The organism is Caballeronia sp. KNU42, assembly GCF_053760385.1.
The window spans coordinates 543,907-564,748 of the sequence record NZ_CM132390.1 but is presented as its reverse complement, the minus strand read 5'-3'; the positions used below and the strand labels follow the sequence as shown (position 1 = coordinate 564,748).

The 20,842-nt window shown below is 60.2% G+C and carries 20 protein-coding genes and 2 pseudogenes; 14 read left to right on the top strand and 8 right to left on the bottom strand.

Features of this window, described 5'->3' with window-relative positions; genetic code table 11:
* The first annotated feature begins 118 nt into the window (after window positions 1-118).
* Window positions 119-3,085, top strand: a complete 2,967-nt coding sequence (locus ACSOSP_RS33920) for an EAL domain-containing protein (RefSeq protein WP_455315024.1) — start codon at window positions 119-121, stop codon at window positions 3,083-3,085.
* Window positions 3,086-4,126: 1,041 nt separating this feature from the next.
* Here ACSOSP_RS33920 and ACSOSP_RS33915 read toward each other — a convergent pair.
* Window positions 4,127-4,330 (bottom strand): hypothetical protein, encoded by a 204-nt coding sequence (locus ACSOSP_RS33915; protein ID WP_031357208.1) that lies wholly within the window; start codon window positions 4,328-4,330, stop codon window positions 4,127-4,129.
* Between the two features lie 179 nt (window positions 4,331-4,509).
* Between ACSOSP_RS33915 and ACSOSP_RS33910 the strand changes: the two are divergent.
* Together ACSOSP_RS33910 and ACSOSP_RS33905 are read left to right on the top strand one after the other, a co-directional pair.
* Window positions 4,510-4,767, top strand: a pseudogene (locus ACSOSP_RS33910) (ATP-binding cassette domain-containing protein); the annotation flags it as partial.
* Window positions 4,748-5,023 (top strand): annotated as a pseudogene (locus ACSOSP_RS33905) (ROK family transcriptional regulator); the annotation flags it as partial. The pseudogenes ACSOSP_RS33910 and ACSOSP_RS33905, both read left to right, overlap by 20 nt.
* Before the next feature lie 160 nt (window positions 5,024-5,183).
* Here the strand turns inward: ACSOSP_RS33905 and ACSOSP_RS33900 are convergent.
* Window positions 5,184-5,438 (bottom strand): GlsB/YeaQ/YmgE family stress response membrane protein, encoded by a 255-nt coding sequence (locus ACSOSP_RS33900; protein ID WP_455315023.1) that lies wholly within the window; start codon window positions 5,436-5,438, stop codon window positions 5,184-5,186.
* Window positions 5,439-5,687: 249 nt separating this feature from the next.
* Here ACSOSP_RS33900 and ACSOSP_RS33895 point away from each other — a divergent pair, with 249 nt between their 5' ends.
* Entirely contained in the window at window positions 5,688-6,185 is a 498-nt protein-coding gene (locus ACSOSP_RS33895) for a hypothetical protein (RefSeq protein WP_455315022.1), read from the top strand.
* A 43-nt stretch (window positions 6,186-6,228) separates the two neighbouring features.
* On the opposite strand, the gene ACSOSP_RS33890 is transcribed toward ACSOSP_RS33895, so the two are convergent.
* Window positions 6,229-7,104, bottom strand: coding sequence for a lipid A biosynthesis lauroyl acyltransferase (locus ACSOSP_RS33890; RefSeq protein ID WP_455315021.1), 876 nt, complete (start codon window positions 7,102-7,104; stop codon window positions 6,229-6,231).
* 399 nt (window positions 7,105-7,503) lie between these two features.
* Between ACSOSP_RS33890 and ACSOSP_RS33885 the strand changes: the two genes are divergently transcribed.
* Window positions 7,504-7,806, top strand: a complete 303-nt coding sequence (locus ACSOSP_RS33885) for a YciI-like protein (RefSeq protein WP_455315020.1) — start codon at window positions 7,504-7,506, stop codon at window positions 7,804-7,806.
* A 56-nt stretch (window positions 7,807-7,862) separates the two neighbouring features.
* Here the strand turns inward: ACSOSP_RS33885 and ACSOSP_RS33880 are convergent, their stop codons facing one another.
* Together ACSOSP_RS33880 and ACSOSP_RS33875 are read right to left on the bottom strand one after the other, a co-directional pair.
* Entirely contained in the window at window positions 7,863-8,891 is a 1,029-nt protein-coding gene (locus ACSOSP_RS33880; RefSeq protein WP_455315019.1) for a LysR substrate-binding domain-containing protein, read from the bottom strand.
* A 146-nt stretch (window positions 8,892-9,037) separates the two neighbouring features.
* Window positions 9,038-10,360 carry a mechanosensitive ion channel family protein gene (locus tag ACSOSP_RS33875; RefSeq protein ID WP_455315018.1) on the bottom strand — a complete coding sequence of 441 codons (1,323 nt, stop codon included), beginning with the start codon at window positions 10,358-10,360 and terminating at the stop codon, window positions 9,038-9,040.
* 192 nt (window positions 10,361-10,552) lie between these two features.
* On the opposite strand from ACSOSP_RS33875, the gene ACSOSP_RS33870 reads away from it, so the two are divergent.
* The 6 genes from ACSOSP_RS33870 (at window position 10,553) to ACSOSP_RS33845 (ending at window position 14,670) form a co-directional block, all read left to right on the top strand.
* The gene (locus ACSOSP_RS33870; protein WP_455315017.1) at window positions 10,553-10,774 is read left to right on the top strand and encodes a hypothetical protein; all 222 of its coding nucleotides are present in this window, start codon (window positions 10,553-10,555) and stop codon (window positions 10,772-10,774) included.
* Window positions 10,775-10,790: 16 nt separating this feature from the next.
* Window positions 10,791-11,168 (top strand): fluoride efflux transporter CrcB, encoded by a 378-nt coding sequence (gene crcB / locus ACSOSP_RS33865; RefSeq protein ID WP_455315016.1) that lies wholly within the window; start codon window positions 10,791-10,793, stop codon window positions 11,166-11,168.
* Complete coding sequence (locus tag ACSOSP_RS33860) at window positions 11,169-11,639, top strand: GNAT family N-acetyltransferase (RefSeq protein WP_455315015.1); 471 nt, start codon at window positions 11,169-11,171, stop codon at window positions 11,637-11,639.
* 121 nt (window positions 11,640-11,760) lie between these two features.
* Window positions 11,761-13,296, top strand: a complete 1,536-nt coding sequence (gene hutH, locus ACSOSP_RS33855; RefSeq protein WP_455315014.1) for a histidine ammonia-lyase — start codon at window positions 11,761-11,763, stop codon at window positions 13,294-13,296.
* Window positions 13,297-13,315: 19 nt separating this feature from the next.
* Window positions 13,316-14,011 (top strand): histidine utilization repressor, encoded by a 696-nt coding sequence (gene hutC / locus ACSOSP_RS33850; protein ID WP_455315013.1) that lies wholly within the window; start codon window positions 13,316-13,318, stop codon window positions 14,009-14,011.
* A 326-nt stretch (window positions 14,012-14,337) separates the two neighbouring features.
* Window positions 14,338-14,670 (top strand): DUF4148 domain-containing protein, encoded by a 333-nt coding sequence (locus ACSOSP_RS33845; protein WP_455315012.1) that lies wholly within the window; start codon window positions 14,338-14,340, stop codon window positions 14,668-14,670.
* A gap of 225 nt (window positions 14,671-14,895) precedes the next feature.
* Here ACSOSP_RS33845 and ACSOSP_RS33840 read toward each other — a convergent pair whose 3' ends face one another.
* The 3 genes from ACSOSP_RS33840 to ACSOSP_RS33830 form a co-directional block, all read right to left on the bottom strand.
* Complete coding sequence (locus ACSOSP_RS33840) at window positions 14,896-15,180, bottom strand: helix-turn-helix domain-containing protein (protein ID WP_455315011.1); 285 nt, start codon at window positions 15,178-15,180, stop codon at window positions 14,896-14,898.
* Window positions 15,181-15,208: 28 nt separating this feature from the next.
* On the bottom strand, window positions 15,209-15,562 hold the full coding sequence (locus ACSOSP_RS33835) for a type II toxin-antitoxin system RelE/ParE family toxin (RefSeq protein WP_455315010.1): 354 nt from the start codon (window positions 15,560-15,562) through the stop codon (window positions 15,209-15,211).
* 146 nt (window positions 15,563-15,708) lie between these two features.
* The gene (locus ACSOSP_RS33830) at window positions 15,709-16,389 is read right to left on the bottom strand and encodes a TetR family transcriptional regulator C-terminal domain-containing protein (RefSeq protein WP_455315009.1); all 681 of its coding nucleotides are present in this window, start codon (window positions 16,387-16,389) and stop codon (window positions 15,709-15,711) included.
* Between the two features lie 383 nt (window positions 16,390-16,772).
* Here ACSOSP_RS33830 and ACSOSP_RS33825 point away from each other — a divergent pair, with 383 nt between their 5' ends.
* From ACSOSP_RS33825 to preA, 3 genes are all read left to right on the top strand, one after another.
* Entirely contained in the window at window positions 16,773-18,032 is a 1,260-nt protein-coding gene (locus tag ACSOSP_RS33825; protein ID WP_455315008.1) for a Zn-dependent hydrolase, read from the top strand.
* Between the two features lie 65 nt (window positions 18,033-18,097).
* Window positions 18,098-19,435, top strand: coding sequence for an NAD(P)-dependent oxidoreductase (locus tag ACSOSP_RS33820; RefSeq protein WP_455315007.1), 1,338 nt, complete (start codon window positions 18,098-18,100; stop codon window positions 19,433-19,435).
* Window positions 19,436-19,473: 38 nt separating this feature from the next.
* Window positions 19,474-20,766, top strand: coding sequence for an NAD-dependent dihydropyrimidine dehydrogenase subunit PreA (gene preA, locus ACSOSP_RS33815; protein ID WP_455315006.1), 1,293 nt, complete (start codon window positions 19,474-19,476; stop codon window positions 20,764-20,766).
* Window positions 20,767-20,842: the final 76 nt, after the last annotated feature.

Below are 20,842 nucleotides of genomic sequence, written 5' to 3'. Positions count from 1 at the left end.
CAATAAAACGATAGCCCGATCGTACGTCGGCGCGGGACAAAACGAGGCGATGGCGGCCCAAGACCGGCCGTCGTCGCCCGCGCGGCATGGGTTAGTGCAACCAGGGGAAACACCGGGTATGGCGTCGGTTGCTTTATTTTCGCGATCAAAGTACAGGCGCGCTGGTTCCTTCATGGATCGGCTGCTGTACAGCTTCTCCGTCTTCGTCGTCCCGGCGCTGATTGCGGTGGGCACGATTGCAACCCTGCTGTGGGCGCCGCATCAGTTCGAATCGAACGGAGCTGTTCCGTTGCCGCTGCACGTCATTCAAGATACCCGCGGCACGCTGGACCCTGCCAGCGCCCTGAAGGCGCTCGGGCACGAGGCCGAGGTTGGCCGTTTCAGCACGCGACTGGCGGAAACGCCGGTCTGGTTTTCATTCGATGTTCCCAACATGAGTCTGCAGCAGTCCACCTACGTGGAGCTGCCGTCGCGTCACGCGCAGACGCTCGCTTGCTGGATAGCTTCTACGCTGCAACCGCTCGGCACGGCGAACCGCCAGAGCACCACCAACGAAATTACTGCTGTCAAGGCAGGTTTCTCCATTCATCTTGGTCATCTCGCGCAACCGGTTCAAGTCGTGTGCCGTGGCACATTCTCCGGCCCGGCGCAGGTCAGCGCGCTTGCATGGGACGGCCAAGGTCTGCGCACTTCCGCGCTCGACTTCCAGGAAAGCTCGGGCATGATCGGAGGCGGCCTGCTGACGCTCGCCGTATTCGTGTTCGTCACCGCGCTGATCAACCGCGAGTGGACGTACGTGATCTTCGCCGTGTGGCTGGTCGGCAACCTGCGGCTGTGCGCGAACGCGATGGGATGGGACATGCAGTGGACCGGTCGCTCGATCCCGCCGGACTTTCTGCAGCCACTGCGTCAATTCACCTTCGCCGCCTACTTTCTGCTGACGGGCGCGCTTTTCAGCCAGTTGTTCCGCCGTGAGCTGAAGGTGGTGGGTTATCGCTGGCTACTGGGGCTTGGGCAATACATCGGCATCGCCTTGCTGGTGTGCTCCGTGATCCTGCCCTATTCGCGCTTCATCCCGGCGCTTTGGGTGCTCGGCGGGATTGGCATAGGCGTGCTGATCTTTTTGCTCGCGCGGATCGTCTGGCTCGCCCGCTCGCGCACCGTGCTCTGGTACGTTGGATCGCTTGCGATCGTTTTATTCGCCACCTTCTCTGATGTGCTTGCCGCCGCGTTCAGCATCAAGTCGCTCTCGGGCGGCGTGAGCACGGTGATGGCCGCGCTATCGTCGAGCATGATGGCCGCTTTCGCGATCGCCGAGCAGATGCGCGCCGAACGCGAGCATCGGCGGCAGGCACAAACGGAATTGCGCAATACCTATGACGTGACGCCCATTGGCCTCTTCACGCTCGACAGCGATGGTCACTTCGTGCGCGCGAATCCCGCGTTGCAATCCATGCTCTCGCTGCAAAAGACCGAATACAGAGTGCGGCACTGGAACGACTATTTCGAATCGGGCGCCTGGGGTGCGTTGCAGGCGCTGGCGTCGAAGGGAAGTGAGGGCGAACTGGAGATGGGCGGCGCGGTGTCGCGCGGCAATGGCGAACGTCGTTTCCTGCTCAAGGCCACGCGCTCGAACGGCTGGATCGAAGGCTCGCTGCAGGATGTGACCGAGCGTTCGAAAGCCGTCGAACGGCTGCGGTTCCTGGCTGAGCACGATCCGCTCACGGGGGCGCTTAACCGGCGCGGTGTGGAAAAGGCGATCGCGGCACAAAGCGAAGAAGGGACGCCGTGGGCGCTCGTGTACGTGGACCTGGATCGCTTCAAGCTCGTCAATGACCTGTTCGGCCATCGTGCCGGCGACGAAGTCCTGAAGCAGGTCGCCACCCGCACGCGGGTGTTGTTCGCAGCGGGGTTCCCGTTCGGGCGGATTGGCGGTGACGAATTCGTCTGCGTGATGGGTGGCATGTCGATAGACGAAGCCATCGATTGCTGTCATCACCTGATCAGTGCGTTGAGTGATGCGCCGTATCAGGTCGGCAATCGTGCGTTCCAGGTGAAGGCATCGGTGGGACTGGTGGAGTGTTCGCACGGCGTGCGTGTGCAGGACGCGCTCTCGCATGCGGACCGTGCGTGCCGTGAGGCCAAGAAGAGTTCGAATGCGCGGATGGTGACGTATCGCAAGGGTGCGGCGGCGTTCGAGGAGCGGGCAGAAGAACTGAGGCTCGTTGAAACGCTGGGGCGCAATCGATTGCCTCCGGGCCTTTTCCTGGTGATGCAGCCGATCATGTCGCTGTCCGCGCCTACCGAGTCGCTTAATTTCGAAGTGCTGCTGCGCATGCGTGCGCCAGATGGTGCGACGCTGCCTGCCGGGAAGGTGATCGTGGCGGCGGAGGAATCCGGCAACATTGCGGCGATCGATAAATGGGTGATCACGACGTTACTGGAGTGGATCGAGAAACATCAGGCGTCGCTCACGAATACGCGTTTCATTTGCGTCAATCTCAGCGGGGGATCGCTGAATGACGAGCAGTTCATGGAAGACGTCTTTGCATTGTTCGCGCGCTTTCGGCATATCGTGCCTTATCTGTGTCTTGAGATTACCGAGAGTGTCGCGTTGCATGATCTTGGCAATACACAGCGCTTTATCGCGCGGGTGCATGAGATGGGCGGCAAGATAGCACTCGACGATTTCGGGGCGGGCTATACATCGTTTAAATATCTCAAGGATCTTTCCGCCGATGCACTCAAGATTGACGGCGAGTTTATTCGGACGATGTGTGCGCATCCGGCTGATATCGCGATTGTTGAAGCTATTGTCGCGTTGGCGCGCAATCTGGGAATGCGCAGTGTGGCGGAGTGGGTTGAGGATGTGGATACGCTGCGCGCGCTGAAGGAAATAGGCGTGGATTACGTACAGGGATATCTTATTGCCAAGCCGCAGGAAAGTAGTGCGATTCTTGCTGCGTCGTCGGCGGCGAGTTTTGTGAAGGATTTGGACGTGGTGCAGTTTATCGAGAGTATTGTCGTGCCGGATAAGTCGTTGGCATTTACCTTTGATGTGATTGCTAAAGCGGGTTTGCACTGAGAGGGTGCCAGGTTCTTGCGTTAGCGGTCTGAGTCATTGCCGGGTTGATGCTTTCGGGGTTAGTGGTCTGCTTGAGTTGGCTTATTTCTTTATCACTATTAGCCACTGCGCGTGGCGGCGCGTCATTTCTTTGTCCAAAGCGACAAAGAAACGAAGCAAAGAAAGCGCTTTCAAAACGCGGGCTCATAAGTTGACCTAGCGTGCAAGTTTTGCGTTTTTGGCACCCCAAAAGCACGGTGCTCGCCAGAGCGACGGATGTGTGAACCCCTCCTTCTCCGAACACCGATACCCACACGCTTCGCCACCAGTGACTGAACCTGCCACAGGTGCACCCCGCGCTATCCGCGGACAACCACTCTCCGAATTTGTACGCATCCCGAACCACGTCGCCAACCCGCAAAAAAACTAAGCTCCGGGATTGGGTAATGCGCACCGTACGAATAACCCTGCGAGTCGCACAATCAATCTACCGAAATATATAGCGGTATGCGTCGGGTCGTGTGGCCAGCGAAGATAACAGCGCTGATTATTGAGCAGCCCAGACTACTAAACCAATCTACAAAAAATGGAGCCGTAAATACACGTGAGGCCATATGGGTTCTTGGCAGGCGTGCTTGCCCGAGAGCGTACGGGGCGAAGCGTGTTCGTGTCAGGATTCGCGAGAAGGAGGGGTTCAAACATCCGTCGCTCTTGCGAGCACCGTGCTTTTGGGGTGCCAAAAACGTGGAAACTGCACGCTGGGTCAACTTACGAGCCCTCGTTTTGAAAGCGCTTTCTTTGCTTCGTTTCTTTGTCGCTTTGGACAAAGAAATGACGCGCCGCCACGCGCAGTGGCTAATAGTGCTAAAGAAATTAGCTCACTCAAGCAGACCACCAAGCCCGAAAGCAGCAACCCGGCAATGACCCCGACCGCTAACGCAGGAACCTGGCACCCGGCATTGACCCCGACCGCTAACGCAAGAACCTGGCACCCCGGCCTCAACCCCTGCCCCACCAAAACCCAATCCCGTCCACCGGCGCGAGCGAAACACTCAGTTCAGTTCAGTTCATTTCATTCAAAATCTTCGTCGCCGCGATCGGAATGCGCGTGTCATCCCATTGCGCCAACCATTGCACTTCCTTCGTCGTGAAAAACCCGGGCTGATTCCGCAATGCAAACTGCAGCGAATCCACAATGTGATCCCGGATGATCTGGGGCGAATCTTCGTCGGTGACAATCGCGTGAAGGGCTTCGAGTGCGCTCATGGTGCAGGTGACCAGGATGATGGGTTGGCAAAAATGCTGGTAAACCATAACCCGATAAAAATCCGAAAAACAATTCAATTCAGCGATTTTTTAAGTCATCTTCAGTTCGTCAGTGTTTTTACGTTGACGCAACGCAACAATCCCCCCTTCCTCATCCCCATTGATGTCCAAAGCGATGCAAACGGCGCATGCTGCAGGAAGCCATCGCGCATATGGAAGGTTTGCAGATCGGCATCCGTTCGATGAAGCAGGCTGTCGAAACGCTTTCCGGCGGTCAGCGCCAGGGCGTGGCGGTGGCGCGCAGCGCGGCGTTCGCGCGACATGTGGTGATCCTCGATGAACCGACCGCTGCGCTCGGCGTGAAGGAATCGAACATGGTGCTGGAGTTGGTCCGGCGCGTGCGCGATCGCGGGCTACCCGGCGCTCGCTACAACCATTGCATCCGCCGCGGCGCTGGTCGACGTCGACGCGATCGTGATCGACGGTGAGCTGGATCGTCAGTTGTTGCGGGAAGTATTAAGCCGGACCCATATCGCGCTCGATGCCTTCGACTGGCAGGGGATGGTGCGGCCCCGGCTGGTGGAAGGGGAGATTGGCGCCGATGCCCGCGCAATGGGCGGTGCAATCCTGCCGTTGTACGGGCACTTCGCGCCCCGGCATGTGTTGTTCCTGAAGTCGGGGATGAACGCGTGATTGGCGCTCAGTCGCGGCTCGCTTCAATCGGGGTTTTCAGTTTGGCGTGTTCTTCTGCCACACCTGGCGGCTTTTGCGGCCAACAAAAAAAAGCTGCTCCGACTTTCGTTGCAGCAGCCTCTTTCATCCGGCCCGAAAACGCATCCGGGTCTCGCGTGGTTCAGGCCCGGCGGCGCACGACCAGCCCCCAGACGAACAGCAGGACGATAGCGCCGACCACGGAGGCAATCCACCCCGCAGCCTGACCTTCGTGATACCAGCCCAGGGCACGGCCGACGTAACCGGCCACCAGCGAGCCGGCGATGCCCAGCAGGATTGTCATGATCCAGCCCATGCTGTCGTCGCCTGGTTTGAGCGCTCGGGCAATCAAACCAATGATGCCGCCGACGATAATGGTGCCGATAAGTGAAAGCATGAAGATTCCTCCGTAGTGTTGGCGAAACGCCCGGGATATCCGGGCGCACGCGGGCGCACATGCGCGCGGCACACCTGCAACGCAAACGGCAGGCGGCGCGCAAAGTGGTCGTCGAGTAGACCGGTCGGCCAGCGTGTGGGCATTTTCAACGATCTCGGGGCATCCGGCAGGTTAAAATTCGTCGCATCAGCACTATGCAACACCCGCGTGCTCCCACACCGTTTCATGCAACTCGAGCTTCTTATTCCCATGACCGATTCAGCCCCCGATCTCCAACCCGCCGAAGACACCACGCTCCACGAAGACCGCCTATGGCGCGACGACGGCTGGACCGCGAGGGTGATCAAGAACGAGGATGACGACGGCTGGGCGGTCGAGATGATCAAGGACGGCGAAGCCGAACCGGCGCTCACCGGTCCCTGGACCATGGGCCGCGACAAGAAGAACCCCAAGCCGCTCGATCCGAACGCGTTCCGCACGCTCATCAAGACGGCGTCCGAAGTATTGCGCCGTCACGAGCAACAGCGCCACGCGATGCTTCACAAGGATTTTACGGTTCGCGCTGATGGCGAGGATGTGACGGTGTCGCTGGATATCGTGCCGGACGAGGACGATCCCTACGCGGACCTGAAGGCGCTGGATTCGTTCGGCGCGCTGCTTGCGCACGTGCGGGTGTCGGCCGCGTTCAAGCTCAGCAAGACCAGCGCGCAGGCCTGGGTGGACAGCGACTTCCGCAAGCCTGACTGATCGCTGCACGCGGCGACTCGACTGGCCGGCGTGCAGGACGTGCTCAATAAACGCCGGCTACGCCTTCCGGCCGATGTTTGAAGCGGCGATGCACCCAGTAGTATTGTTCCGGAAAGCGCACTATCTGCGATTCAAGGAACTCGTTCATCCGGCGTGCATCGGTTTCGTCGCTTTCCGAGGGAAAGTCGGCCAGAGGCTCGAAGATCGTCATCTTGTAGCCCTTGTAATCGGGCAGCACTTCGGTGACGAACGGCACCACGCGCGCGCCCCCAAGCCGAGCCAGCCGCGACACGGAGGTCAGCGTGCAGGCCTGTACGCCGAAGAACGGCACGAACACCGAGTTTTCAATGCCGTGATCCATGTCGGCGGCCAGCATGACGGAACCGCCCTTGCGCAGCAGCTTCAGAATGCGCCGGCCGCTGTCGGCGCGCATCACCATGTCGGCGCCGAAACGGCCGCGCTGTTCAATGGCCAGCGTGTTCAGCCGCTTGCTGGACATCGGCGTATAAAGCGCGGTGATGGGCAGCTTCATGGAGTACAGCATGCAGCCCACTTCAATGGCGACGAAGTGGAAGCCCATGAAAATGGTGGGCGGTGAGTTTTCGTCGTCGAGATCAATCCGGCTTTCGAGCTGCACGAGTTTTTCGATAGCGCGAGCCGAACCGAACCACTGCACGCCGCGCTCTACATAACTGCGCACGACGTGACGAAAATGCGAGCGCCCGAGCAATTCGTACTCGGCGGCTGTCTTGCCTGGAAAGCACAGTTGCAGGTTGACCTGCACAATATGTTTTCGACGGCTCGGAATGAAATAAAGCAGTGCGCCGAGGGCGCTGCCGAATCGCGCAACCAGGCCGTAAGGCAGGCGAGCGAGCGCGCGGAGCAGCGCTACGACGAGCGCGAAACCGATGTTGTTCAAACTTGCCCCTTGAAACGGGCGGCGAGATACGTATGACGAGCGCCGGGTGAATTTAGACTTCGACGATCGGCGTGCGGCCGGATGTCGAAGAGGAGTGACGGCGAAACCCAGGCGCGGCGAGAGTGATTAACCCTTCAGCCGGTGAACCAGGAGGCGAAAAAGCCGCGGAACCGGGTCGTTCCGGAGAGCATCCGACGCGGCCGGGATGTTGAGCGTCGGAGTAATTCACGAACCTGCGCCAAGGTAAAAGTCGAAAGTGCCGCCATGATCGCACACACGGACTCTCGTCTACGGTTTTGGCATGCCTACCAAGTATTACAGGCGGCTATAAACGTTTACATGCGGCATGATCATGTGACACGCGGCACGCGAGGCGTCTTCTGCAACGGGAGCAAGCTTATGCACTTTCTATTGATGTACGAATTGAGCACCGACTATCTCGAACGCCGGGCGGCGTTTCGTGAGCGCCATCTGACGGTGGCGTGGGCATCGTCGGAACGGGGGGAATTGATGCTGGGCGGGGCGCTGGAGGCGCCCGTCGATCGGGCGATGCTGCTGTTCGAGGCGGACTCGCCCGCGGTGCCGGAAGCGTTCGCGCGGGCGGATCCGTATGTGACCGAGGGCTTGGTCACGAGCTGGGAAGTGCGCAAGTGGAATACGGTGGCGGGCGAGGGGGCGGCTCAGCCGGTCAGGCCGGCGTGAGCGCCCATGCCGGGTCATGAGCCTGGAGTCATGAAGCCGGAGTCATGAAGCTGGAATCATGACTCGCTGGTGGTTTCCTCGTGCGCGTCCTCGTCGCGGGGTGCGGGTTTCGGCACAGAGGCCGCCGCGGACGCGGAAACCGGGCGGCGAGCCGTGCTGAACAGGCGCGTGAGCGTATCGTCCATCTCTTGCGAGCGTTCGAACAATTCCGCGAGCCAGTCCACGAACGCGCTGACCCTTGGCGCCGCCTGCCGGCTCTTGATGAATGCCACCGACACATTCATCGGCATCGACTTCCATTGCGGCAGCACTTCGCGCAATTGCCCGGAGCGCAGGTAAGGCAACGCGGCAATCCGCGGCGGCTGGATCAGCCCGAGCCCTTGCAGGCCGCACGCGAGATACGCATGTTCGTCGGTGACCTGAACAAATCCCGCCATTTTCACGGTCATCGCTTCGCCATCCACTTCGAAGTCGAAATCGCACGGCCGCCCGGTACGAGGCGACACGCAATTCACCGCGACGTGCTGCGCAAGTTCGTCCAGCGTCTTCGGCGTGCCGTGCGCTTCCAGATACGCGGGCGTTGCGCACGTCACGTGCTCAAAGCTGCCGAGCCTCCGTGCGATCAGCCCGGAATCGGGCAATTCGCCCAGCTGCACGCTGCAATCCACGCCTTCGCCAACCAGATCGACGGCGCGATTGCAGATGCCGATCGACAACTCGATATGCGGGTAGCGCGCATGGAAATCGGGTAACGCCGGCACGACCAGGGCGGTGGCGACCGTATCGGGCATCTCGATGCGCAGACGCCCGCGCAGATGCTCGTCGCGGCCGTGAAAGCCCGCTTCCAGATCGTCGATATCCGCGAGAATGCGCACGCAGCGCTCGTAACACTCGGCCCCTTCGGCCGTCAGATTGAGACGCCGCGTGGTGCGGGCGAGCAGTTGCACGCCGAGCAGCGCCTCGAGTTGCTGAATGGTCGTCGAGACGCTTGCACGTGGCATGCCGAGAGATTCGGCGGCGCGTGAGAAGCTGTTGGTATCGACGACGCGGATGAACACACGCATGGCATGAACGCGATCGGTCACGGGAGTTTTCCTGTAGAAGCGATGAGTGCGATGACCGGCGGGCACCTTCGGGTGATGCAGAAGGAATGCCGGCAAGGTCGTACTTTAGGCGTCAGGACAGTTCGCGTGAATACATAAAAATCGCAGATTCTTGCCTGCTTCTCCAGCTAGAGCGTGGGCAACTCGCCCCGTAAGCGGCCGCTTTCCGCGCCGCCTGCGCCCCCGCCGATCCGCCCGCTCACCAGTCCGCTCATGTCCGAGCCCGACGGCGCTTGATAAAGCCGCAGGCCCAGCTCCGGCAGGATGGACAGCAGATGGTCGAACACATCGCCCTGGATGCGTTCGTATTGTGTCCATGCGGTGACGGCGGTGAAACAATACACTTCGACAGGAATGCCTTCCGACTGCGGTTCCATCATCCGCACCATCATCGCCATGTCCTGCCGGATCTCCGGATGCCGTTGCAGATACGCGAGCCCATACGCGCGGAAGGTGCCGATATTCGTCAGCCGCCGCCGGTTGGCCGGCTCGCTGGCGAGCTCGCCGAGATTCTTGTTCGCCTGGTCGACTTCGATCTGTTTTTCTTCCAGATAATCGTGCAGCAAGCGGAATTGCTTGAGGCGCGCGGTTTCGTCATCGGTGAGAAAACGCACACATGTGGCATCTATTCTCAACGTCCGCTTGATGCGCCGGCCGCCCGATTCGAACATCTGCCGATAGTTTCGATAACTCTCCGAGAACAGCTTGTAGGTGGGCACGGTCGTCACCGTGTTGTCCCAGTTCTGCACCTTGACCGTATGCAGTGCGATGTCTTTGACGAAACCATCGGCGTTGGATTGCGGCATCTCGATCCAGTCGCCTATGCGCAGCATGTCGTTCGATGTGAGCTGCGTGCTCGCCACCAGCGACAGCAACGTGTCCTTGAACACCAGCAGCAGGACGGCGGACAATGCGCCGAGCCCGGACAGCATCCAGAGCGGCGAGCGGTCGATCACAATGGACAGCACCAGCACGCCGCAGATCAATGCGAGCGCGAGCTTGCCGATCTGGATGTAGCCTTTGATCGAGCGTGTCTGCGCCTGCATGCTGGCCGCGTACACGTCTTGCCATGCGCTGAGCGCGCCGCCCAGCGCGAAGAAGACGCAGACCCATGCGCCGGCGTGCGCGAGCCGCTCGATCACATCCGCCATGTGACCAATGTGCGGCACCTCGCCAATACCGATCGCCACCGCAGCGAACGGCACGGCGTACCAAAGCTGGTGATAAGCCCGATGCCGCGCGAGCGACTTGTCCCATGCCTGGCGTTCGGTCAACACGAGCAGCCGGTGCGCGAAATACAGCACGATGCGCGCGACCACCCACTGCGCAAAGAGCGCGGCCAGAACGAGCATCAGCATGCCGAGCGCGAATTGCGCCCAGTGATGCGTGGGGTAGTGCTGCTGCACGGTGTCTGCAACAGTGTCTATCAGGTCGTCCAGATTCAGATTCATGCGGGCAGTGTGGAACATCGTGTGGAACGTGAGAGGCGAGCTTGACCACTACAAACGAAGCGACCCGTATTGTGCATGAAAGGCGGCGATGTGCTCTCCCGCTTTCTTGCATTCCCGCATTCTGTATTGGGTTCCTGATGCGCTCCATTATGATGACGGCTTCATGCTTTCCCGCGCGCGAGCGCAACGCCCATGCGAACCGTCAAGCTGGAACATAACGACGACACCGTTCTCGATCCCGCCGATCCCCAACTGGTCATGCGCGGCTCCTTGCTGCTGGACGGCCATGAATGCGGCGGCTGGGAGCAACGGCGCGACGGCTCGTGGATTGCGCGGCTGTCGAGGTCCGGCGAGGCGATCGTCGCCGCCAGCCGTGACCAGCTCATCGAGCGGCTGACGCTCGTTTCTCCCTGACCTTTATCCTTCGCTCATGTATCTGTCGATCCTGGCTGTAGGTATTGGCGGCGCGCTCGGTTCCCTGTTTCGATGGGTCCTCGGCCTGCGTCTGAACGCGGTGTTTCCCAATCTCCCGCTCGGGACGCTGGCGGCGAACGTCATCGCCGGCTATGTGATCGGGGTGGCGGTGGCGTGGTTCGCGCGTTTCCCCGGGGTATCGATGGAATGGCGCCTGTTCGTCATTACCGGCTTGATGGGCGGCCTGTCCACCTTCTCGACGTTCTCGGCCGAAGTGGTCGCGCATTTGCAGCAAGGGCGCTACGGCTGGGCGGCGGGCGAAATCGCGATTCACGTGACGGCGTCGGTCGTGATGACCATCCTGGGCATCGCGACGGTCTCGCTGACGCGCTGAATGCAACCCGTCATCCGGCGTTATGAGGCGGCCGACCTGGATGCGGTCATCGGCGTGTTCTTGCGCTCGGTGCGCGAAGTGGCGTCGCGCGACTACGATGCGGGGCAGATCGCGGCATGGGCGCAAGTGGACCGCGATGTCTGGTCGCGTCGCCGGCTCGATCGGCCGACATGGGTCGCGCTGCTTGACGATGTCATTGCAGGTTTCATCGATCTTGAAAGCAGTGGGCATATCGACATGCTGTTCGTCGATCCGTCGAGCCAGCGCAAGGGCGTGGCGAGCGCACTGCTTGATACGGTGGAGCACGCGGCGCGTGGGCAACAACTCGCGCTCCTCGATACCGACGCCAGCATTACCGCGCGGCCGTTCTTCGAGGAGCACGGCTTTCAGGTCGTCCGCTCGCAAGATGTGGCACTTCGTGGCGAACGATTGACGAACTTCCGGATGGAGAAGTGCCTGATCGCTGTATAGACAACTGATCGTAATATTGGTCAGGACGAACCCTGAAAACGCCAAATAGGTGTTTTCAGGCCTTGTTTTAGGGCATTTGTTTGTTTAGACTGGGCCGCAACTTGTATAGACAGGACTTGCGATGATCACATTGACCCCCGGCCACCTCACGCTCGCGCACTTGCGCCAGATCGCCCGCGGCTCGGACGCACTCACACTCGATCCGGCGAGCTTCGCCGCCATCGATGCTTCCGCGCAAACCGTCGCCGACATCGCCGCCAAGGGCGAGCCGGCATACGGCATCAACACCGGTTTCGGCCGGCTGGCGAGCACCCACATTCCCGCCGATCAGCTCGAACTGCTGCAGCGCAACCTGGTGTTATCGCATGCGGTGGGCGTGGGTGAACCCATGTCGCGACCGGTCGTGCGTTTGCTGATCGCGTTGAAGGTGTCGAGCCTGGGGCGCGGACATTCGGGCATCCGCCGCGAGGTCATCAATGCGCTGATCACGCTGTTTAACGCCGATGTCCTGCCAGTCATCCCTGTGAAGGGATCGGTGGGTGCATCGGGCGATCTGGCGCCGCTCGCGCATATGTCGACGGCGTTGCTCGGTATCGGCGACGTCACCATCCGTGGCGAGCGCGCGAGTGCGCTGGACGGGCTGCGCGTGGCCGGCCTCGAACCGCTGACGCTGCAGGCTAAGGAAGGTCTCGCGCTGCTTAACGGCACGCAGGCTTCCACGGCGCTCGCTCTGTACAACATGTTCGCGATCGAAGACTTGTACCGCACGGGACTGGTGTCGGGTGCGCTGTCGGTCGATGCTGCGATGGGTTCCGTCGTTCCCTTCGATGCCCGCATCCACGCACTGCGCGGACACGCCGGACAGATCGATGCGGCCGCTGCCTATCGCACCTTGCTGGAAGGCTCGGCGATCAACCTGTCGCATCAGGATTGCGACAAGGTTCAGGACCCGTACAGCCTTCGTTGCCAGCCGCAAGTGATGGGCGCGTGCCTCGACCAGATGCGCCACGCAGCCGATGTCCTGCTGATCGAAGCGAATGCTGTGTCGGATAACCCGCTGATTTTCCCGGACACCGGTGAAGTGCTGTCAGGCGGTAACTTTCACGCAGAACCCGTTGCATTCGCCGCCGATAACCTCGCTATCGCTGCCGCGGAAATTGGCGCGTTGGCGGAGCGTCGGATCGCGTTGCTGATCGATGCAACGCTCTCGGGTTTGCCGCCGTTTCTCGTGCGCGATGGCGGCGTGAATTCGGGCTTCATGATCGCGCATGTGACGGCTGCCGCGCTCGCGTCGGAGAACAAGACCTACGCGCATCCGGCGTCCGTCGACTCATTGCCGACATCGGCGAATCAGGAAGATCACGTGTCCATGGCGACGTTCGCGGCCCGCAAGCTTGGCTATATTGCGGAGAACGTGGCGCATATTCTTGCTATCGAGTTGCTGGCGGCGGCACAAGGCGTCGACCTGCGCGCGCCGCATCAGACCAGCCCGCGCTTGGCCGAAGTGATGAAGACGCTGCGCTCGGATGTCGCACATTACGATCTCGATCATTATTTCGCACCGGATATCGAGGCTATCGCGAAGCAGGTGGTCAGCGGCGCTATCGCGAAACATTCCCCGCTCTCGTTTGTTTCCGAAGTTCAACCCAACGTTTAACCGGACGCCAACGCCCAGCATGAGCACGCCCGCGTATCAGGAAATCAAGGATCACATTCTCACGCGCATTCATGCGGGCGAGTGGAAGGAAGGCGACCAGGTGCCTTCCGAAAACGAACTGGCGCGCGAGTTCAAGGTCGCGCGCATGACGGTCAATCGCGCGCTGCGCGAACTGACCGCCGAGCAGATCCTGACGCGCGTGCAGGGCGCGGGTACGTTCGTGGCGCAGCCGAAATACGCGTCGACGCTCGTGGAAATCCGCAGCATCTCCGACGAAATCACCGGGCGCGGTCATGTGCATCGTGCAGAAGTGATGCACCTGGGCGCGTCTGTGCTGGACGAACGTCTCGCAGTGGAAATGCAGCTCACCGAGGGCAGCCCCGTATTTCATTCGCGGGTGCTGCACTTCGAAAACGACCTGCCGATCCAGCTGGAAGAGCGCTGGGTCAATCCCGCGCTTGCGCCGGAATACGCGCGCCAGGATTTCACCAAGATCACGCCGAATCAATACCTGATGGTCGCGGCGCCTTTGCAGCGGGTGGAGTATCGGATCGAAGCGGCGCTTCCCGATGACAGCACGGGCCTCGCGCTATCAATGAAATCCGGTGAGCCGTGCCTCATGCTGCATCGGCGGACCTGGTCGCGGGACGCGGTGGCGTCGGTGGCGAACCTGTGGCATCCCGGCGATCGATATCAATTCACCGGTCATTTCTAGGCACGTCACTCGGGCCGGACCCTCTCCGGGGTCGGTTGAATACTTGCGGAAACCGCAATACAGCCCGCTGTTGTGCGGCTGCTGTCCGAGTTTCAACGCGTTTCGCGCGCGCTTTTCAGTAAGAAATTCCGAAATTCCTCGCCTCACTCCACTTTATCGGCTGTTTCCGCTTGATTGTTGCGATTTCAACAAGGATGTTTCGCCTAAATCAGGGTTTTCCCTCACGGTTTCGAAGCATAGACTTCTTACATCCGAAACAGATTCAGAACGCGCTTATATCCCTCTGAGATTGTTTCGAGACCAAACAAAATACCGGAGGTTTCACCATGTTCAAGTCACTTATTCCCGCAGTCGTTATTGTGTCGGCATTGGCAGCTCCGACATTCGCATTTGCGCAAAGCACTGATAACAACGGCCCGCTGACGCGTGCTGAAGTCAAGGCGCAACTGGTTCAACTGGAAAAGGCAGGGTACAACCCGGCTGGAGACGAGATCGATTATCCGGCGAACATCCAGGCCGCTCAGGCTCGCGTAGATGCACAAAACGCTCAGGCAGCAACGGCGTATGGTCCTTCGAGCAGCGGAACCTCGGCAATGGGCGTTCGTAGCTCGGCTGCACCGGCGAAAAATGGTCCCGGTTCGGTGTTCTTCGGTCAGTAAGCGGTCAGTAATCCGACGCTGAGCAAATTTGAAGTGGGCCTGACTGGATCAGGTCCGGTTCAAGACTCGATGGAATGACGGTCAGCTCTTTCCGTCACAGCGGCAAATAAAAAACTCGCCTCCCGCGTTGCAGCGGCCGGCGAGTTTTTTTGTTCGCGCCGATGGACTGGTTGAAGTTTGGGGTGGCCTCGGGGCAGCGGACGAAACCTCGGGCGACATGCAGCATCAAGCGGCCAGTTCAAGCCGGAAATGCTTGCCGAGCGCCGCAGCCGCGCTGGCGAGCGTGGTGAGCGTCAGGCTGGTGTCGGTCTCGTCCAGCAGACGATTGAGCGCTGCCCGGCTTGTGTTCATGCGAGACGCCATTTCTGTCTTGGTGATCTTTTGCGCTTTCATTTCCTCGGCGATCTGCCAGGCGATGACGCGCTTCATTGCGGTGGCCGTGACTTCCTCGAGGATTGCTTCCTCGCTGAGGAACTCATCGAGACTGCTTCCAACATGTTTATTTGCCATGATTTACGCACTCCGTTGCGTGTGAGACTTAATCTTTTCTAAGCTGGCGTATCCGGTCTTTCGCCACATCCAGATCTGTTTGCGGCGTGTCCTGCGATTTCTTGATAAAGCCGTGCAGCAGGACCATCTCGTCGTCGACCACGGTGAACAAGACACGAGCGATACGCCTGTGCAGGTGGATCCTCACTTCCCACATGTCCCTGCCCATCTTCCGTACCAGGGGCATACCGAGCGGCCAGCCGATCTGCACAGTCTTGATGTCCTCGCCAATCGTCTTTCTGTCGGGCGCACCAAGTTCTCTAAGCCAGTCGCGCACGGGTTCGTTGCCGGCATCTGTGCTGAAAAATCGAACATCTAAAACGACAGTTACTGGCTTGATCATTCAGAAGAGCGGTGATGGTTTCGGATTGCTGAATCGTACCAAAATTGGTACATTGAGGCAAGCTTTTATCGTTATTCTCGCAACCCGATTCCGTCCGGTAGTCCGATACGGTTGTTGGCGCGGGGCGCTCCGCAACGCCATCTTCACTAAGGCGACTTCGCCCCGCACGCGCGAATCACCAGCTTCACCACCTCCTCCGTCGAGGCATCGAAGGCCTTCTGCGACAGTGCCCGTTTGCCTTTCAACGCCAGGATTTGCGCGTCGAAATCCGCGTAGTGCTGGGTCGTCGCCCAGATCATGAACATCAGCGTCTGCGCGTCGACAGGCGCAAGCAAACCGCGCGCAATCCAGCCGTCGATCACGATCACCCGTGTTTCGAGCCACGGCTTCACGCGCTCGTTCAAGATGTCCTGCATGTGCACCGCGCCGTGGATGATCTCGCTTGCCCACACCTTCGAGCCGAGCGGACGCCGTCGCGACAATTCCATTTTCGTGCGTACGTAGCCCCCGATTGCTTCGACCGGGTCATCGCTGGACTCAAAGGTATCGGCGGCGCGATGCCAGTCTTCGAACAAATCCTCGAGCACGCGCCGGTAAAGCGCCAGCTTGGTCGGAAAGTAATAATGCAGGTTGGCTTTCGGCAAGCCTGCACGTTCCGCGATCATCGCGGTACTCGCGCCTTCGAGTCCGCGCTCGGCAAACACGGCCTCGGCGCACGCTAAAAGATGCGCTTCATTGGTCTCACGAATGTGTGCCTTGCGCCGCCGCAATGGAACGGGCGCAACATCGTTTTTCGCCGCCTCGGCCGTCGCCTCATCATCTCTCATTGTTTTCCTTGCATGGCGCTGTGCGCCTTCTCCATCTTGATCGCGCCTCATTCTATGCGCTTTGACGCCACTGCTGCATAGCCTGTCGTTGCGTTGTCTCAAGGCTCTGCTGCACTGCAATGGCACGCTTCTCGCTATGTTTTTACTCTAATCGGAAACCCCGAAAGACGTTGATTTGCAAATATTAATCGGCTACAACCTGTCCAGTTGGACAGGATTTGAAGGGCGGCAGATCGGGACGATTTTGCCGCTACGAAACGGACGAGATCAACTGATGGGAACCGCACCGCTGCCGTGCGCCAGCGCCCCAAAAGCTGACGCCGATGCACCAGGTTCGTATCAGTCGAAACCCTAATTCGAGCAACACCCAAGGAGAACGCGACATGGACGCGGTAACCGATTCAGCGCTGGATACGTCGATCAGAGTCAATGGCAAACGTCTCTGGGACAGCCTCATGACGATGGCAAAAATTGGCGCGACGCCAAAGGGTGGCGTATGCCGGCTGGCGCTCACCGATCTCGACCGCGAAGGGCGCGACCTGATCGTCAGTTGGGCGAAGGAAGCGGGTTGCACGGTCAAGGTGGACCAGATGGGCAACGTGTTCATGCGCCGTGCCGGGCGCAATGCGGATGCCGCGCCGGTCATGACCGGCTCGCACGCGGACTCGCAGCCCACCGGCGGCCGCTTCGACGGTATCTACGGCATCCTGGGCGGCATCGAAGTGATTCGATCGCTGAATGACCGCGGCATCGAGACGGAACATCCGGTGGAAGTCGTGATCTGGACCAACGAGGAAGGCTCGCGTTTTGCGCCCGCCATGGTCGCGTCCGGCGTGTTCGCCGGCGAGTTCACGCTCGACTATGGGTTGTCCCGCAAGGACGTGGATGGCAAGACTATCGGCGAGGAACTCAAGCGCATTGGTTATGCCGGCGATGAGCCGTGCGGCGGCCGCAAGCTACACGCGGCGTTCGAACTGCACATTGAACAGGGACCGATTCTCGAAGCGGAAAACATGACGATCGGCGTGGTCACCGACGCGCAAGGGCAGCGCTGGTATGAGATCACGCTGACCGGCCAGGAAGCGCATGCGGGTCCCACGCCCATGCCGCGCCGTCGCGATGCTTTGCTTGGGGCGTCGCGGGTGGTTGAGCTGGTGAATCGCATTGGACTTGATAACGCGCCGCTCGCATGTGCCACGGTCGGCATGATGCAGGTGCATCCAAACTCGCGCAACGTGATCCCGGGCCGGGTGTTTTTCACCGTCGATTTTCGTCATCCTGACGACGCCGTGCTCGCAAAAATGGACGCTGCATTGCGTGCCGGCGTGGAGAAAATCGCAAGCGCCTCGGGCCTCGAAACACAGCTCGAACAGATCTTCTATTACGCGCCTATCGCCTTCGACGCCGCGTGCGTGACGTCCGTTCGCACAGCCGCCGAACGCTTTGGTTATGCGCATCGGGACATGGTATCTGGCGCCGGACACGACGCGTGTTACCTCTCGAAGGTCGCACCCACGTCGATGGTCTTCGTGCCTTGCGTCGACGGGATCAGTCATAACGAGATCGAGGATGCCTCGGAGGAATGGATCGAGGCGGGCGCAAACGTGCTGCTCCACGCCATGCTCGAACGCGCGGGCCGTTGACGTTTAACACGGGTTGGTTTTAGTCGAAAGACCATTCGCTTCCTCACTTTGAAGAAGGAACGTGTATGACCATGAAGCACATTGGCGACATTGCATCGAACCGGCTGTCGCAAGAGCGACTGTCGTGTCAGTTTTCAGATGTGGCGCCTTTACTCAATGCCACCGCGGCGGCCGCAGCTTCGAGCCGTTGCCACTATTGCTACGACGCGCCATGCATCAACGCGTGCCCCACAAAAATAGATATTCCCAGCTTCATTCGCAAGATTGGTAACGGCAACATGAAAGGCGCTGCCGTGGATATCTTGTCGGCCAACCCTCTTGGCGGCGCATGCGCACGCGTGTGCCCGACCGAAATCCTCTGCGAGGGGGCATGCGTCAGAAATCATCAGGATGACAAACCAGTTCAGATCGGCGCATTGCAGCGCCATGCTACTGACTGGGCGATGGCGCGCGGCGAACCGCTCTTCAAACGCTCGGCAGATACCGGACGTCATGTGGCGGTAGTGGGTGCGGGGCCGGCAGGACTGGCCTGTGCGCATCGCCTTGCACTCGACGGCCACCGGGTCACGCTCTTCGACGCGCGGCCCAAGCCCGGCGGCCTGAACGAATACGGCATTGCAGCGTACAAGGTGGTCGACGATTTTGCTCAACGCGAGGTGGAGTGGTTGTACTCGGTGGGCGGCATTGAAGTGAAGAACGACGTGATGCTCGGTCGTGATGTGACGCTGGGCGATTTGAGAAAACAGCATGACGCCGTGTTTCTCGCCATCGGCCTGGGCGGTGTGCGCGCGCTCGAACTCGAAGGGGAGACGCTTCAAGGCGTATATAACGCGGTCGATTTCATCGAGCAGGTGCGTCAGGCGGATGCGCTCGCGAGTGTGCCGGTCGGGCGTCGCGTGGTCGTGATCGGCGGCGGTAACACAGCAATTGATGCGGCGGTGCAGAGCCGCAAGCTGGGAGCTGAAACGGTGACGATGGTCTACCGGCGGGGCGTGGAGACCATGGGCGCAACGTGGGCCGAACGGGAGTTCGCGCAGACCAACGGCGTGACGATCGTCACCCACGCGAAGCCCGTGCGTTTAACCGATGCGAACGGCCAGGTCACCGGCGTTGAATTCGAAAACCCGCAGGGTGAGCGCTTCATCATTGAAGCCGACATGGTGCTGAAGGCGATCGGGCAAACGCTCGCGCCGGACGGTCTCGCAAGTGATCTGCTCACGCTCGACGGCAGCCGTATCGCGGTGGATTCGAGCGGCCGTACATCGCTCGACAACGTCTGGGCCGGCGGCGATTGCGCGGCAACTGGCGGACTCGATCTGACGGTCCAAGCGGTCCAGGACGGCAAGATTGCCGCCGAGTCGATCCATGCGTTCTTCGCGGCAACGGCCATCAAGGCCGCATAAAAAACACCCCCACGATTCCACGATAAGGGAGCCAGCTCATGGCCGATCTTCGCAATACGTTTGCCGGCATTACATCGCCGAATCCTTTCTGGCTCGCATCCGCGCCACCCACTGACAAAGCCTACAACGTCAATCGCGCCTTCGAAGCGGGCTGGGGCGGTGTTGTATGGAAAACGCTCGGACTCGATCCGCACGTGGTCAACGTGAGTTCGCGTTATGGCGCGGTGCAATGGAACGGCCAGCGCATCGCGGGACTGAACAATATTGAGCTGATCACCGACCGTCCGCTGGACATCAATCTGAAGGAGATCACCCAGGTCAAGCGCGACTGGCCGGATCGCGCGCTGATCGTCTCGCTGATGGTGCCGTGCAACGAGCGCGACTGGAAATGGATCTTGCCGCTAGTGGAAGACACGGGCTGCGATGGCGTCGAACTGAATTTTGGTTGCCCGCACGGCATGAGCGAGCGCGGCATGGGCGCAGCGGTCGGACAGGTTCCCGAATATGTGGAGATGGTCACGCGCTGGGTCAAGGAAGGCACGAAGCTGCCGTGCATCGTCAAGCTGACGCCAAACATCAGCGATATCCGCACCGGTTCACGCGCAGCTTACAAAGGCGGTGCGGACGCGGTATCGCTGATCAACACCATCAATTCGATTGTCGCGGTGGACCTGGATGTCATGGCGCCGATGCCAACAGTCGACGGCAAGGGTACACATGGTGGATACTGCGGCCCGGCGGTCAAACCGATCGCGCTGAACATGGTCGCGGAGATTGCCCGCGACGGGGAAACGCCCGGTTTGCCGATCTCCGGCATTGGCGGAATTTCGTCCTGGCGCGATGCGGCCGAGTTCATGGTGCTGGGCGCAGGCAACGTGCAGGTGTGCACGGCGGCCATGCACTATGGCTTTCGCATCGTCTCCGATCTCGCGGATGGTCTCTCGAACTGGATGGACGAAAAAGGCTATGCCACGCTCGACGACATTCGTGGACGGGCCGTGCAGAATGTCACCGACTGGAAGTACTTGAATCTGAAGTACGACATCAAGGCGCGCATCGACCAGGACAAGTGCATCGAGTGCGGGCTGTGCCACATCGCTTGCGAAGATACGGCGCATCAGGCGATCATGCGCGAGAAGGATGGCAAACGGCATTTTGAAGTCATCGATTCGGAATGCGTCGGGTGCAATTTATGCATGCATGTATGTCCGGTCGAGCAATGCATCACGATGGAACGCGTGGATGCCGGTGAATATGCGAACTGGACGACGCATCCGAACAATCCCGCACGCGTGGACGCCGACGTTGAAGAAAGCGTGAAGGCCGCCTAGAGTTGAGAACCCGTATAAAAAAGCAGCGCCTGTCACTAACGTCCCCGACGCCCGCCTGGAATCATGAACCGATCCG